This window comes from Psychroflexus salis (assembly GCF_014640175.1).
GTDB classification, from domain to species: Bacteria; Bacteroidota; Bacteroidia; order Flavobacteriales; family Flavobacteriaceae; genus Psychroflexus; species Psychroflexus salis.
Window position 1 is genome coordinate 48,759 of record NZ_BMGL01000001.1, and the last position, 16,179, is coordinate 64,937.

Here is a 16,179-nt window from a genome sequence, read left to right on the forward strand (position 1 = left end):
CTTTAAGCTTTAGTTCCCCGTACTTCCAAAGCCCCCTTCTCCACGGGAAGTAGCATTTAATTCTTGCACTTCAAACCATTCGGCTTGTTCGTGCTGAGCAATGACGAGTTGAGCAATACGATCGCCATTTTGGATTGTAAAATTTTCTGGAGACAAATTAATTAAAATAACACCTATCTCGCCACGGTAATCAGCATCGATGGTGCCAGGCGAATTTAAGACCGTAATCCCTTTTTTTAGAGCTAAGCCGCTCCTTGGTCTAACTTGTGCTTCAAAACCTTTAGGAAGCTCAATAAACAAACCCGTTTTTACCAAAACACGCTCTAAACTTTTTAAGTGAATAGCTTCATTTAAATTGGCTCTTAGATCAACTCCAGCGGATTGTGAAGTTTCATAAGCTGGAAGTGGATGAGAAGATTGGTTAACTATCTTAATTTTCATTTTTATCCATTTTAAAAATATGTATTATTTCCTGTTTTTCGAACACATAAACTAAAGATGAAAAAACAAGAATAAAGCCGATTCCTATATAGTAATTCCCGCTAAATACATAAAACGAAAGTACGGAAAATAAGATGGAAACGCTAAGGTAAGTTATAATTTTACCCATGGCATAAGGTACGGCATAGTGTTTTTTCCCTATAAAATAAGATAAAACGGCCATGCTAGCATAAGCAAATAATGTAGCTATTGCCGAACCTACATAACCAATTTTTGGAATTAACCAAAGATTTAAAACAATAGTACTGATGGCTCCAAAACTAGAGATATAGGCGCCATATTTTGTTTTATCGGTTACTTTATACCAAACTGAAAAATTATGATACATGCCTAAAAATAGGTTGGCTACCAAAATGATAGGAACAATTTGCATAGCTTCCCAATAACTTTCATCGCGGATAATCAGTTTCTTTAAAGGGTCGATAAACACAAGAACTACCAACAGGATGGCTGCACCGACAATTAAAAAATATTTGGTAATTAAAGCATAGGCTTTTTTAGGATTTTTACTGGATGCATGGCTAAAAAAGAAAGGTTCGATTCCCAATCGAAATGCAGTTGCAAACAAAGTGATAAACATACCCAATTTGTAACAGGCTGAGTAAATACCGATTTGTTCTTTGGCGATATTTGCGGGTAATATGCGTTCAAGAAGTAAACGGTCCATTACTTCGTTGATAGAAAAAGCAACTCCGGCTACTAAAATTGGCAAAGCATACTTCATCATGCTTTTCCAAAGTTGCTTATCGAAGCTCCATTTCAATTTTCTGAAAAACCCAGAAAGCAGAAGCAAAGTAGTAGTACTAGCTACAAAAAGAGACCAAAAGATGTACTCTACTTCATAGTTTGGAATGTAGATAGCTTCTAAAAAAAGGTACCTACCCACAAGTTTTGGTAAAAGATAAATTAAGAAAACGTTCAAGCCTAAATTGATGCTTACATTAATGATTTTGATCACAGTAAATTGAAGCGGTTTATTATTGGCGCGCAACCATGCAAATGGGATAATGGCTAAAACATCGAAAGCTAAGATCCAAATAACCAATTGAAGAATTTTAGCTTTAATTTGCGTAAAGCTTTGTATCTGTTCAAATAAAAGAAAGCCTATGCAAACAAAAGCTACAGTAGTAAAAATAATAGACCAATTGGCAGTTTGGGTAACTTTAGCTTTATCTCTTTCCTTATTGTAAAACCGAAAAAATGCAGTTTCCATGCCATAAGTTAAAATTACATTGAAGATAACAAAGTAGGCAAACACAATAGAATATTCCCCAAAGGAAGTATTGGCAAGAATTCCTGTATAAAATGGCACCAAAATTACCGATAGCATACGAGGTACAACAGAAGCTACGCCATAAAGAAAAGTATTTTGAAAAAGTTGTTTATAAACTCCCAAGTTTATTTTGGTTTAGATTGGTAAATTTATAAAATAAACTAGGTTTACAAACTATTAATCTAAATTGAATAAAAGGAACAAGCTTATATTTCAACTCAAATTTTATGCAAAAGGGATGGAAGTGATTAGCCTGCAATGCGAAAAACTATACAAACTTGTTTTTGCAGAGCGACCAAAGAAGCTCCTGCAAAGGCTTAGTTTTTAAGTTTTACAAATGAAGCCTAAAAACGAACAGCCCGACCTGTTGTTTTTCGACAGGATTTGCCCTTAAAAAATCAAAAACTCATCTAAAATTTAGTATTTTCGCAAGAATTGTTTGAATTAATTTAAAAAACACAAATTTACATGAGTGATATAGCTAAAAAATTCGGAATTGATAAAGCTTTAGAAGAATTGGGTATTTCAAAAATGAATGCAGGATCTTCAACTGGAACTGACTTTTTTGCCCATGGTGAAGAAATAAAATCCTACTCGCCTGTAGATGGCGCCTATATTGGAAGCGTAAAAGCAACCACCAAAGAAGATTACGAAAAAGTAGCTTCAACAGCTTTTAAAGGTTTTAAAGAATGGAGAAAATTACCTGCACCGCAGCGTGGCGAAGTGGTAAGACAATTTAACGATGAATTACGAAGATTGAAAGCTCCCCTTGGAAAATTGGTTTCTTATGAAATGGGAAAATCCTATCAAGAAGGTTTAGGCGAAGTGCAAGAAATGATAGATATCTGCGATTTTGCAGTAGGCTTATCAAGACAATTGCACGGTTTAACGATGCATTCGGAACGACCTGGACACAGAATGTACGAACAATACCACCCTTTAGGAGTTGTAGGTGTAATTTCTGCTTTTAACTTTCCAGTAGCTGTTTGGTCATGGAATACTGCATTAGCTTGGGTTTGTGGCGATGCTTGTATTTGGAAAGGTTCAGAAAAAACACCATTAACATCGGTTGCTTGTCAAAAAATTGCGGCTCGTGTTTTTGAACAAAATGGAGTTCCTGCAGGAATTTCGTCTTTAGTAACTGGAGATTATAAAGTAGGCGAATACATGACAAGTGACGAGCGTTTGCCGTTAATTTCTGCAACTGGATCTACCAGAATGGGGAAAATTGTTGCACAAGATGTAGCAAAACGCTTAGGAAAAACTTTATTAGAATTAGGCGGAAATAACGCCATTATTGTAACTCCAGATGCGGATATTAAAAACACTGTAATCGGTGCTGTTTTTGGAGCAGTTGGAACCTGTGGGCAACGTTGTACATCTACAAGACGTTTAATTGTACATGAAGATGTTTATGACAAAGTTAAAACAGCAATTGTAGATGCTTATAAGCAAATTAGAATTGGAAATCCGTTAGATGAAAACAACCATGTTGGACCGTTAATTGATAAAGATGCAGTACAAAATTACCTTGCTGCTTTAGAAAAGGTAAAGCAAGAAGGCGGAAATGTTTTAGTTGAAGGTGGCGTGTTAGAAGGCGAAGGCTACGAAAGCGGATGCTACGTAAAACCAGCTATAGCTGAAGCTGAAAACCATTTTGAAATTGTACAACATGAAACTTTTGCTCCTGTTTTATACATTATGAAGTATTCGGGAAGTATCGAAAACGCGATGGATATGCAAAATGGAGTAAGACAAGGACTTTCTTCTGCAATTATGACCAATAATTTGCGTGAAGCTGAATATTTCTTATCTGTGGAAGGTTCAGATTGTGGTATTGCGAATGTAAATATTGGAACTTCTGGCGCCGAAATTGGCGGTGCCTTTGGTGGAGAAAAAGATACAGGTGGAGGAAGAGAATCGGGTTCTGATGCTTGGAAAATTTATATGCGTAGACAAACCAACACCATTAATTACACAACCGAATTACCTTTAGCGCAAGGAATAAAATTTGATTTATAAGAAATTAAATTCGTTGTAATTATTACTAAAAGCCTAAAAATAAAAGGTTTTGCTATAAAACAGCAAAACCTTTTATTATGCGTGTTCAGTAAATCTTAGCTTAGATTTTTGAATACGAAATAAAAAAACTTACTTTGCGTAATATTTAGCTTTTAATTCAAGATAAAACTTGAATTGCAAATACAATTCTATGAATAAAATTAATGCAGCTATTACCGCTGTTGGCGCTTATGTTCCTGAAGACATTTTAACCAACAAAATGTTAGAAGAAATGGTTGAAACCAACGACGAATGGATTACCAGCCGAACAGGAATTAAAGAAAGAAGAGTTTTAAAAGACCCTAATAAAGGAACTTCGTACTTAGGCATACAAGCTAGTAAAGACTTAATTCAAAAATCTGGTATCGATCCAGAAGAAATTGACCTTGTTATTTTTGCCACAGCAACACCCGATTTACCTGTTGCATCTACTGCAGCGTATACAGCTTCTCAAATTGGAGCAGTAAATGCTTTTTCTTACGATCTGCAGGCCGCATGTTCTAGTTTTTTATATGGCATGTCTACTGCAGCAGCATACATAGAATCGGGTAGATATAAGAAAATCCTATTAATCGGAGCCGATAAAATGTCTTCTATTATAGACTATAAAGACCGTGCAACTTGTATTATTTTTGGCGATGGTGCTGGCGCAGTTCTTTTTGAACCCAATACAGAAGGTTTAGGTTTACAGGATGAAATACTCCGTACAGACGGTATTGGCCGTAATTTCTTAAAAATAGATGCAGGTGGCTCATTGTTACCCGCTTCGGAAGAAACTGTTAAAAACAAACAACACTACGTATACCAAGATGGAAAAACCGTATTTAAATTTGCGGTTTCCAATATGGCCGACGTAAGTGAGCAAATTATGCAAAGAAACAATTTAAGTGGCGACGATGTAAATTGGCTAGTACCACATCAAGCCAATAAACGTATTGTAGATGCTACTGCTAAACGAATGAATTTAGATGCTGATAAAGTACTTATGAATATAGAGCGTTATGGAAATACAACTTCTGCAACGCTTCCTTTATTATTAAGCGATTTTGAACAACAATTGAAAAAAGGAGATAATGTAATATTTGCCGCATTTGGTGGTGGATTCACTTGGGGATCTATTTATTTAAAATGGGCTTATAATTCAAAAAACAACTAAACATTGAAACTATGGATTTAAAAGAAATTCAAAACCTGATTAAATTTGTAGCTAAGTCTGGGACTAGTGAAGTACGTTTAGAAATGGACGATGTAAAGATTACCATTAAAAACGAAAAAGAAAGCAAAGGTGAAAACCAAACTGTAATTCACCAAATGCCTATGCAACAGCCGCAAATGCAGCAGATGCCACAGCAACAACTTGCACCACAGCCTCAAGCACAAGCACCTGCTTCTCCCGAAGCTGGAGAAACAAAACAAGAAGGAGAAAACGACAAGTATATTACAGTAAAATCTCCCATAATTGGAACTTTTTATCGCAAACCTTCGCCAGACAAGCCTGTTTTTGTTGAAGTTGGATCTAGCATTAGTGAAGGCGACGTACTTTGTACCATTGAAGCTATGAAACTTTTTAATGAAATTGAAAGTGAAGTTTCTGGAAAGGTTGTAAAAGTCTTGGTTGACGATTCTACTCCAGTAGAATTTGATCAACCTTTATTTTTAATAGACCCATCTTAAAAGAGCTTGCCTAAAAGGTATGCTTTAACTTAAAACAAAAACTTATGTTTAAGAAAATTCTCATTGCAAATCGAGGAGAAATTGCGCTTAGGGTAATTCGTACATGCAAAGAAATGGGCATAAAAACTGTAGCCGTTTACTCTACAGCAGATAAAGAAAGCCTTCATGTACGTTTTGCAGACGAAGCAGTTTGTATAGGGCCAGCTCCTAGTAGCGAATCGTATTTAAAAATTCCACATATCATAGCAGCAGCAGAAATTACAAATGCAGATGCTATACATCCCGGTTATGGATTTTTATCTGAAAACGCAAATTTTTCAAAAATATGTAAGGAACACGATATAAAATTTATTGGTGCTTCGCATGATATGATTGAAAAAATGGGAGATAAAGCAACGGCAAAAGCCACCATGAAAGCTGCCGGTGTTCCTTGTGTTCCAGGATCTGAAGGAATTTTAAAAGATTTTGAAGATTGTTTAAAAACCGCTAAAAAAATCGGTTTCCCTGTTATGCTTAAAGCTACTGCAGGTGGTGGCGGGAAAGGAATGCGAGCCGTTTGGAGCGAAGACAAGTTAGAAAATGCTTGGGAATCGGCAAGACAAGAAGCAAAAGCTGGTTTTGGAAATGACGGTATGTATATGGAGAAACTGATTGAAGAACCAAGACATATCGAAATTCAAATTGTAGGCGACCAAACTGGAAAAGCCTGCCATTTATCCGAAAGAGATTGTTCTGTTCAACGTAGGCATCAAAAACTTACTGAAGAAACACCTTCTCCATTTATGACGGATGAGTTACGTGAAGAAATGGGTAATGCAGCCGTAAAAGCAGCCGAATATATTAAATATGAAGGTGCTGGAACTGTTGAATTTTTGGTAGATAAACACCGAAAATTCTACTTTATGGAAATGAATACCCGAATACAAGTTGAGCATCCTATTACCGAAATGGTAGTAGACCACGACCTTATTCGTGAACAAATATTAGTAGCTGCAGGTGTTCCTATTTCTGGTAAAAATTATTATCCTAAATTACATAGCATCGAATGTAGAATTAATGCAGAAGATCCTTACAATAACTTTAGACCTTCGCCAGGTAAGATTGTAAATCTACACACACCAGGTGGTCATGGAGTTCGTTTAGATACGCATGTATATAGCGGATATATAATACCACCAAACTATGATTCTATGGTAGCTAAATTAATTACTACTGCACAAACACGACAAGAAGCTATACATAAAATGAAACGCGCATTAGACGAGTTTGTAGTTGAAGGGGTAAAAACTACAATTCCATTTCATAGACAACTAATGGATCATCCAGATTATTTAGCTGGCAACTATACTACTAAATTTATGGAAGATTTCGTACTTGAAGCTGAAGTGGAAGAAGAAGACTAAATTTAAAATTTTATACAATCAAAAGCCGTTTTAGTTATCTAAAACGGCTTTTGATTTTTAATTAGAAAAATATCTAAAATTTTTCGAAATTTTCTAATTCCAATATAACAGATAATTAACTATTAAAATTATCCCTGATTATTTTTAGCTTCTATGCTTAAAGTAGCATGTGGAACAAGCTTTAAACGTTCTTTGTTTATCAATTTTCCTGTAACACGACAAATTCCGTAAGTTTTGTTTTCTATACGAATAAGCGCATTTTTCAAATCGCGAATAAATTTTCCTTGACGAATAGCTAAGGCAGAATTGGCTTCTTTACTTAAAGTATTACTGCCATCGTCGAAAGATTTAAATGTAGGAGCTGTGTCTTCAGTATCGTTAGAACTTCCATTTTTGAAAGCTTCTTGGTATAATTTCAATTGCTTTTCAGCTTTTTCAATTTTGTCTTCAATTAGTGCTTTAAACTCCGCTAAATGTTCGTCGCTATATCTCTCTTTGATTGTTGATTGCATGATTTTTAATTTTTTTTCATTTGAAGAACTGTGCTCACATCATCGAATTCAATGACAGTTCCTTGATTAATTTGGTTGCTAAATATAAGCTTTGCTGTTAAAGTTTCAGCCATAATATAGTTTAAATTTTCATTAACAGCTGTTTTTAACTTTTTATTTTCTTGTAAGGTAATGATTACTTGGTCAGTAACATCAAAACCACTTTCCTTTCTAATATTCTGAATGCGATTTATCAATTCTCTTGCAATACCCTCATTAATAAGTTCTTCGTTTAATGTAATGTCTAAAGCAACTGTAATTCCGTTTGCAGAAGCCACTAACCAACCTTCTATGTCTTCTGAAGTAATTTCAACCTCATCGAGTTGTATAGTAGTAGGCTTATTGTTCACATCAATTTCAATTTCTCCTTGCTGTTCTATTTTTTTAATAGCATCTGCATCGAATTGCTGAATGGCTTGAACCGCAAATTTCATTTCTTTGCCAAATCGTGGACCTAAAACTTTAAAATTAGGTTTAATGCTTTTTACTAATATACCTGATGCATCATCTAAAAACTCAATTTCTTTTACATTAACTTCAGCCTTAATTAAATCTGCAACTGCGGCAATTTCTTCTCGTGTTTGCTCATCTAAAACAGGAATCATAATTCGCTGTAAAGGCTGGCGTACTTTAATCATTTCTTTTTTTCTTAGCGACAAAACTAAAGATGAAATGCTTTGTGCTTTTTGCATTTTACGCTCTAAACTTTTATTGATAAATGCTTCATTAGCCAATGGAAAATTAGCTAAGTGCACACTTTCTTCAGCTTTAACCGATGTGTTTTTAGTTAAATCTTTATACAATTGATCTGCAAAAAATGGGGCTACAGGAGCAGAAAGTTCTGCTACTGTTTTTAAACATGTAAATAGTGTTTGATAAGCAGAAATTTTATCTGCTTTGTAATCGCCTTTCCAAAATCGTCTTCTACACAAACGCACATACCAATTGCTTAAGTTTTCTTGCACAAATTCTGAGATAGCTCGTGTAGCTTTCGTAGGCTCATAATCATCATAAAAATGATCTACATGTTGAATAAGTGTATTTAATTCAGATAAAATCCACTGATCGATTTCTGGTCTCTCCTTTAGAGCTATTTCGTTTTCTGCATAACTAAACTCATCAATGTTTGCATACAATGCAAAAAAGGAATACGTATTGTATAAAGTACCAAAGAATTTTCGCTGTACTTCTGCTATTCCTGCTAAATCAAATTTTAAATTATCCCATGGATTAGCATTACTAATCATATACCAACGCGTTGCATCTGGACCGTAGGTTTTTAAAGTTTCAAAAGGATTAACAGCATTTCCTAATCGTTTGGACATTTTTTGTCCATTTTTATCTAAAACCAATCCGTTAGAAACTACATTTTTATAAGCTACCCGATCAAAAACCATGGTTGCTATAGCATGCAAAGTATAAAACCAACCCCGTGTTTGGTCTACGCCTTCTGCAATAAAATCGGCTTGAAAGCCCCCCAGCCCCCTAAGGGGAGACTTATCAAGCTTATCTTTAATCTTTTTTAGGACTGCTTCTGTTTCATTTATAACTTCTTTATTTGAAAAGCGAATGACATTTAAGTCAAAGTTCTCTTTCAAAAATTGACTCCTAAATTCATCATTTTTTCTAATCTCTGGATCATTATGATAACCTCCGTCAACTTCAACAATCAATTTTCTATCCAAACAAACGAAATCTGCTATGTATTCATCAATAATATGTTCTCTTCTAAATTTATAACCAGAAAGCTTCTTTCCTCTTAAAAACTCCCATAAAGTTTTTTCTGCTTGATTGGGATTTTTTTTTCTGTTTTGAGCTTTTTCCTTTAAAAATTTATAAGAAGACTTACGAGCTGTCTGATATCTTGGAGAAACAAGTCCCCCTTTGGGGGATTTAGGGGGCATCTCGAATGGGTAATGCCACTGCGCGTAAGGCATAGAACCTGAATCGAACCAAACATCGATTAAATCGGCTTCGCGCTTCATGGGTTTTCCATCTTCAGAAACTAAGGTAATTTCGTCGACTACATTTTTGTGTAAATCTACTTGAGCGTAATTTTCGTCACTCATATTACCTACTTCAAATTCTGCGTAGGGATCTTCTTGCATTAAACCAGCTGCAATGGATTTTTGTATTTCCTTTTTCAATTCTTCAATCGAACCGATTATTTTTTCTACTTTTCCATCTTCTGTTCGCCAAATTGGTAAAGGAATTCCCCAATAACGAGACCTCGATAAATTCCAATCGTTGGCATTGGCTAACCAGTTTCCAAAACGACCTTCGCCAGTAGATTTAGGTTTCCAATTAATATTGGTATTTAAATCGTGCATTCGGTCTTTAAAATCGGTTACTTTAATAAACCAAGAATCTAGTGGATAGTACAAAATAGGCTTATCTGTTCTCCAGCAATTAGGATACGAGTGCACGTATTTTTCTACATGGAATGCTTTATTTTCTTCTTTTAGTTTAATGGCTAATTCAACATCGATAGATTTTTCTGGAGCTTCGCCTTCTGGGTAATATTCATTTTTTACATATTTACCGGAGAATTCGTCCATTTCTGGTCTAAATTTTCCTTTTAAATCAACTAAAGGAACAAGATTGTCATTTTCGTCTTTTACCAACATACCTGGCACTTCAGGTTTAGCCTGTTTTGCTACTTGTGCGTCGTCTGCACCAAAAGTAGGTGCTGTATGTACAATTCCAGTTCCATCTTCGGTAGTAACAAAATCGCCTAATATAACGCGAAATGCATTTTCAGGATGATGATAAGGTTGAGCAAAATCGAGTAATTGTTCGTAACGAGCTTCAGCTAATTCTTTTCCTTTAAAAGTTTGTACTATAAAATAAGGAATCTTTTTATCTGCTTTTTGATAAGCTTTTACATCTTCTAAACTGTCTACTGCTTTAAACTTTTTATGAAATTGCTTTTTAATTAAATTCTTGGCAACTACAACATGGATGGGCTCAAAAGTGTATTGATTGTAAGTTGAAACCAATACATAATCGATTTTTGGTCCAACTGTTAATGCTGTATTACTTGGTAAAGTCCATGGTGTGGTGGTCCAAGCAATAAAGAAAACATCTCCTTGTACTGATTGGAGTGATGTGGGTAAACTTTCTTTTACAGCTTTAAATTGAGCAGTAACTGTTGTATCGGTTACGTCTTGGTAGGTGCCAGGTTGGTTTAACTCGTGCGAGCTTAAACCTGTTCCCGCTTTAGGAGAATACGGCTGAATGGTATAGCCTTTGTAAATTAAACCTTTTTTGTAAATTTCTGAAAGTAACCACCAAACACTTTCCATGTACTTAGATGTATAGGTAACATAGGGATTGTCCATATCAACCCAGTATCCAATTTTTTCAGTTAATTCGTTCCATACGTCGGTATAACGCATTACAGCTTCTTTACAAGCTTTGTTATAATCTGCAATTGAAATTTTTGTGCCAATATCTTCTTTGGTGATGCCTAATTCTTTTTCAACACCCAATTCTACCGGCAAACCATGTGTATCCCAGCCTGCTTTTCGTTTTACATGAAAACCTTTCTGGGTTTTATAACGACAAAATATATCTTTAATGCTACGTGCCATAACATGGTGAATACCAGGTTGGCCGTTGGCCGATGGAGGGCCTTCAAAAAAAACAAAAGGAGTTTCGCCTTCTCGCGAATCCATACTTTTTTGAAAGATTGCATTCTTCTTCCAATCTTCTCCAACTTTGTTAGCAGTTTCTGTTAAGTCTAAAGCTTTATATTCAGTAAATTTCTTTGTCATTTTCACTTGATTTCAAATGCGTTGCGAAATTAAGGAAAATTGCAAAATTGGCGAGTTTCAAGAGCGAAAATAAGCATTTGATTAATAAAATAATTTAGAATTAGACAAAAAGGAGTAAAACAGCTGCTGTTATTGGTATAATACACAATAAATAATTAATACAGAACATTATTTTAAATGCATCCGATACTTACGGAACCTTAAAACACCTATCAGTAAAAGGATGGTAAGTTGGTATTATCTATTTGAGTTTTAAATAGCGAAATCATATAGTCAAAATGTTATAAGTTGCTACAAAAAAAATATTTTGAACAGCATTTTATAGTTAAAAAGATAATTTCATTGGACTTTAGAAAAATGGTGTTACTTCAATTAAAGTTATACAGCTAAAATTTATCTTTAAAAATAGTTCATTGGTTATTTATTTTGAAAATGAATTTACCAATTGATTAAACTTCCAAATTATAAAACTTTTGAAACTGGACTTTAAGCTTATGAAGCTAAAACTTTTTTGTATAAAAAACCCCACTTCGATTTGAAGCGGGGTTTTTTTGATTATATAAAGTGTATGATTTATTTCTTAAACTTACGGTATCCGAAAAAAGAACCTATAACTAAACCTAAAGTTACTAAAGCACTAATTGGAGCTTGTGGCACATCATCAACCGAGTCATCAAATCCCAGAGCATCTTCAAAAGATTGGCCAAAACTTAGCTGTGTAGTAATTAACAAGCACACTAAAATGGCGATGCTAAAGTATTTTGGATATTTATTTTTAAGATTATTCATGATTAGAATTTAATATTATTAGTTAGTATTTTAAACAAATGTAGCATAAAATTTATAATTTAATGAATTTAGCTATTTGATTTTTAGACCTTATATCTAATTTTAAGAAATAAATACCCGATTTTAAGTCAGTTGCATCAATTGGGTAGCTTTTATCTTCCGTAAAAGTAGCTGTTGTTTGCATTACTTGTCTTCCTAAAACATCGTACACTTCTATTTTTAAATCTGTTTCACTTAATGAATTTGATACAGAGATATTGATTTGATCTTTTACTGGATTTGGGTGTATACGCATATCTTCAACCAAGTTAAAATCTTCATTACTTAGCGTAACATTTCCGAATACCAATTCGAAGCGCAAAATATCAAGGCTTTCTTGAATATTAGCATCGGCTGTAAATTCAATTTCAGTATTACCAAGTTGAATAGGAATCAACTCTCCAGTATAATTATCTTTTAAAAATAATTCATCATCAGTATTGAAATTCTGTACATTGAAAGTAAAGGTATACGATGCTGTTGAAAGATTATTCAACAAAAACGGAATGTTCTCTCCTATTTGCGGTAAAGCTCTATTTTCGATGGAAAACAATTGGTTTGAATTTACACTGGCTAAATTGATACCTGGATTCCCCATTTTGGAAGCATCTAAGGCATCTACTGCATTATTACCATTTTCAGTAAAACGTAAACCAAATGCATCTTCTTCAGTAAAGCCATTGTTCAACTTATCGGTTTTATAAATACGCATATTTACAAAAGCTGGTACATTTTCTCCAACGGAAAAAACTTGGGTTTGAGAACCAGAAGTGGCTTTATCGTCTTCATTAAATTCTATACTAAAATCTGAACCTGTTGTATCGTTTTGCATAAATACAGCTTGTCCAGGTCTTAAAAATTCATCTGCATCTGAGCTAGATGGGTCTGGCACTCCACTAGGAAGAGCTATCGTTACAAAACCACCAGCAACACCTAAAGAAGGATCCCAGTAATAAGCAGAATTTGTGTTCACAGCAGCTCCATAGGTAAGATTATTTAAGTGTACAACCGCTTGGTAAGGATTCCCAATGAAAGTAAAATTTCCAAAAAAATTAGATGTCGTAACTGAATGATTCCCTGTATGTAGTGTTCCTGTTGCACTTAAAGTTACATCGTTAGCATTTGCACCATTATCAGATAAACTTACGCCTCGGTCTCCACGGACAAATAAGCGATAAGGTTGACCTGCTACAATACCTTGTGTAGTTGAAGCAATTGGGGTCCAAGCACTTGTGGTAACTTGATCTTGTATTGAATGATCAAAAGTAAACATCGATGGATTATTGGTACCTGAAGCATCAAATCCATTACTTGCACCACCAGCGCCCGTTATATGCGTATCTTGTTGCCAAGCATCAGCAATGTTTACATTGCCAACAGGCGAAGCTAAAAAGCGAAATGCTCGTGCATCATCACTTCGTTTTGGTATAAATCGCTCAGTGGTGATGTTTCCTGTTACAGTTCCAGAAAAGTTGGCTAATTGACCAGAACCAGATGCGTCGCTTTGAAAGACTAAATCTCCATTGTTTATAATATTTCCCACTAAGTCTAAAATTCCTGAAGAAGTTATATTTAAAGTAGCTCCTAATGCTACTTCTAGGTTATTAGCTACTAAAGTTCCTGTTACATCAATGCTTCCATCAGCAATTAAAATATTATCGGTGGCAGTTGAACTCCCAACAGGATCTGATGGTGACCATGCGCCGCTTTCGTAAGTGAAATCTGGAATTGCTGTAAAAGAATTCCATTTAAAGTTATCAATTGCTGTTTGACCGCCGCTGGAACCTTGTTTAAACTCTATTGTGAATGTACCTGTCTCATTAACTGAAATTTGTCCTGAGTTCTTAGTTACACCTTGTTCAGAAGAGGAAGTAACAGTTGTTACTAAAGAACCATTTACGTAAACTTCTAAATTAACATCCGTGCTAAAAGCTTGTTGATAATCAAACTCAAATACAGAAATACCTCCACTAATTGATGAGTTTAAGGTAGCAGCAGAATTGTTTTGTAAAGTTACTGTTTCAGCATCTATATTTATATCTCCTCTTGCATTTACATAATTCCAAGTATTACCAGCAATTCCAGCAAAATTCCCATATTTATATGTACCTGATGTTTCAGGATAATTTACAAAAGTTTCTTCGTTATCATAGTTTATTGGTTCTGGTGTAACTTCACCTTCTAGGCTAACTGTTATATCTGAAGCTCCACCACCAGATACAGTAATATCATCAGAGTACAAATTGATTGTTAAGCCTGATTTCAATCTCACAAAAATATCAGTAGCTGTTCCGTCAAAAGATGCAAGTGTTATTGAATTAGAATAGGTACCAGAAACTGTTTCGGCTATCTCGAAATCTGAAGAAACAGGCACAGAAACAGTAACATCTGAACCATCTAAGTCAGTTCCAGATAAACTAAATGATTGTGGAATGGACGGGCCACTGTCTACTTCATAATCTAAATTAGTTAAACTAGCTTGATCTGAAATAAAAACACCGCCTGCGGGACTTGTGTATGTTACATCAAAATTGTCAATATAGATTCTATTAGAACTACTACCATCTCTTTGAAAAAACTCAACTTCAGTGGTAGCAGAAATACCGTCTATTGTATATGTGTTTCCTGCAACCATATTTACTTGCGCACCACTATCAACTGTATAAGCAGCAGGACCAGTTGTTCCAGAAGCGTTAACAATTATTTTAGTAATGGTGACTCCATTATTTGCATAAACTTTAATAGAACCACCTTTTGTAGCATTTTGATAAAGCCTTAATTGATTACTAAAAATCCCTGGATTTGATGTTCCAGAATTTTTAAATGACCCAAATCCAATATTAGAATCTAGTGAAATACCTGGAGAGTTTTCATTGAGTCCACTTTCAGCACCAACAGATGCAAAATCATAAGATGTTGTTACCTGCCCCCAACCAACAAAAACAAAAAAACTCAATAAACTAAATAAATAAAATCTTAAGTGCTTTTTCATCATATAATTGTTTTAGTTTTTCAAAACTAATGAATGTTAACGAGTTACAAAAAAGCATAGGTTATATTTATGTTATTTTAAAATTAAGAAAGAGTTGTTTTTTAGAGAAAAGACGAAGGAACCAAGAACTAAGAAATAAGACAAAAAGATGAAAGGACGAAAAAGACCTAATTGAAAAGACTAAAACATAGACGTTATCGTTTTGAATGATTAAATTCAAATTTTTGTATCTTTCAATTCTAAAAATAAGGCTATGCAACTTCGGTATTTATTGGTGTTCGTCTTTTGTATTGGTTTTGTGAATGCTGGTTTTTCACAAAAAAAACAGGCTTACCAACTCTACAAAGCCAATGGTAAAAAAACCAAGTATAAACGCATGCTGAAAAAAGCACCTACGGCCGATGTGGTTTTGTTTGGTGAGTTTCATAACAATCCCATTAGTCATTGGCTTCAATTGGAATTGATTCAGGATTTACACCAAAATGAAATTCAGTTGAGTTTAGGTGCCGAAATGTTTGAAGCTGACAATCAGAGTGCTTTAAACCAATATCTAGCAGGAGAACTTAATTTTAAAAATTTCAAAGAAAAAGTCCGATTATGGCCAAATTATGCAACCGATTATGCGCCGCTTGTCGATTTTGCTAAACAACATCAAATTGCATTTACTGCAAGCAATATTCCAAGGCGATTTGCTAGTAAAGTTTACAAAGAAGGGGGTTTTAGAGCTCTGGATTCTTTAAGCACAGAAGAAAAAAATTGGATGGCTCCCTTGCCTATTCCATTTAATATTGAGCTGAAATCGTATCAAGATATGTTAGCTATGATGGGCGACCACGCTACCGAAGATATTGTAAAAGCACAAGCCATTAAAGATGCTAGTATGGCGCATTTCATTTTAGCCAACCAAGAAAAAGATAAATTGTTTGTGCATTTTAATGGGGCTTATCATTCTAATTATTACGAAGGTATTGTTTGGTATTTACAAACCTATCAGGCAGATGTAGAAATTATGACCATTACCACGGTTGAACAGGAAGATATAAGTGAGTTAGAAGAAATTCATAAAAACATAGCCGACTTTATTATTTGTGTTCCAGCAACAATGACGAAAACTTATTGA

11 protein-coding genes are annotated in these 16,179 nt (G+C 34.6%); 5 read left to right on the forward strand and 6 right to left on the reverse strand.

What is annotated here, in order from left to right; all coding sequences use genetic code 11:
* Nucleotides 1-9: 9 nt before the first annotated feature.
* Both dut and IEV63_RS00210 read right to left on the reverse strand, forming a co-directional pair.
* Entirely contained in the window at nt 10-441 is a 432-nt protein-coding gene (gene dut, locus IEV63_RS00205; protein ID WP_188404741.1) for a dUTP diphosphatase, read from the reverse strand.
* Entirely contained in the window at nt 431-1,897 is a 1,467-nt protein-coding gene (locus IEV63_RS00210; RefSeq protein ID WP_188404742.1) for an oligosaccharide flippase family protein, read from the reverse strand. Before IEV63_RS00210 ends, dut begins: the two co-directional genes overlap by 11 nt.
* A 345-nt stretch (nt 1,898-2,242) precedes the next feature.
* Here IEV63_RS00210 and amaB point away from each other — a divergent pair, with 345 nt between their 5' ends.
* From amaB to accC, 4 genes are all read left to right on the forward strand, one after another.
* Entirely contained in the window at nt 2,243-3,796 is a 1,554-nt protein-coding gene (gene amaB / locus IEV63_RS00215) for an L-piperidine-6-carboxylate dehydrogenase (RefSeq protein WP_188404743.1), read from the forward strand.
* 190 nt (nt 3,797-3,986) lie between these two features.
* A complete protein-coding gene (locus IEV63_RS00220) occupies nt 3,987-4,991 on the forward strand; it encodes a beta-ketoacyl-ACP synthase III (protein ID WP_188404744.1) in 1,005 nt (334 codons plus the stop codon).
* Nucleotides 4,992-5,002: 11 nt separating this feature from the next.
* Complete coding sequence (accB, locus tag IEV63_RS00225; protein ID WP_188404745.1) at nt 5,003-5,509, forward strand: acetyl-CoA carboxylase biotin carboxyl carrier protein; 507 nt, start codon at nt 5,003-5,005, stop codon at nt 5,507-5,509.
* 44 nt (nt 5,510-5,553) lie between these two features.
* Entirely contained in the window at nt 5,554-6,912 is a 1,359-nt protein-coding gene (accC, locus tag IEV63_RS00230; RefSeq protein ID WP_188404746.1) for an acetyl-CoA carboxylase biotin carboxylase subunit, read from the forward strand.
* A 128-nt stretch (nt 6,913-7,040) separates the two neighbouring features.
* On the opposite strand, the gene IEV63_RS00235 is transcribed toward accC, so the two are convergent.
* The 4 genes from IEV63_RS00235 to IEV63_RS00250 form a co-directional block, all read right to left on the reverse strand.
* Nucleotides 7,041-7,424, reverse strand: a complete 384-nt coding sequence (locus IEV63_RS00235) for a TraR/DksA family transcriptional regulator (RefSeq protein WP_188404747.1) — start codon at nt 7,422-7,424, stop codon at nt 7,041-7,043.
* 5 nt (nt 7,425-7,429) lie between these two features.
* Nucleotides 7,430-11,239, reverse strand: a complete 3,810-nt coding sequence (gene ileS, locus IEV63_RS00240) for an isoleucine--tRNA ligase (protein ID WP_188404748.1) — start codon at nt 11,237-11,239, stop codon at nt 7,430-7,432.
* A 573-nt stretch (nt 11,240-11,812) separates the two neighbouring features.
* Nucleotides 11,813-12,028: a hypothetical protein gene (locus tag IEV63_RS00245; protein WP_188404749.1), complete on the reverse strand. Its 216-nt coding sequence runs from the start codon at nt 12,026-12,028 to the stop codon at nt 11,813-11,815.
* 52 nt (nt 12,029-12,080) lie between these two features.
* Nucleotides 12,081-15,062, reverse strand: coding sequence for a T9SS type A sorting domain-containing protein (locus tag IEV63_RS00250; RefSeq protein ID WP_229737134.1), 2,982 nt, complete (start codon nt 15,060-15,062; stop codon nt 12,081-12,083).
* Between the two features lie 250 nt (nt 15,063-15,312).
* Between IEV63_RS00250 and IEV63_RS00255 the strand changes: the two genes are divergently transcribed.
* The gene (locus IEV63_RS00255; protein ID WP_188404751.1) at nt 15,313-16,179 is read left to right on the forward strand and encodes a ChaN family lipoprotein; all 867 of its coding nucleotides are present in this window, start codon (nt 15,313-15,315) and stop codon (nt 16,177-16,179) included.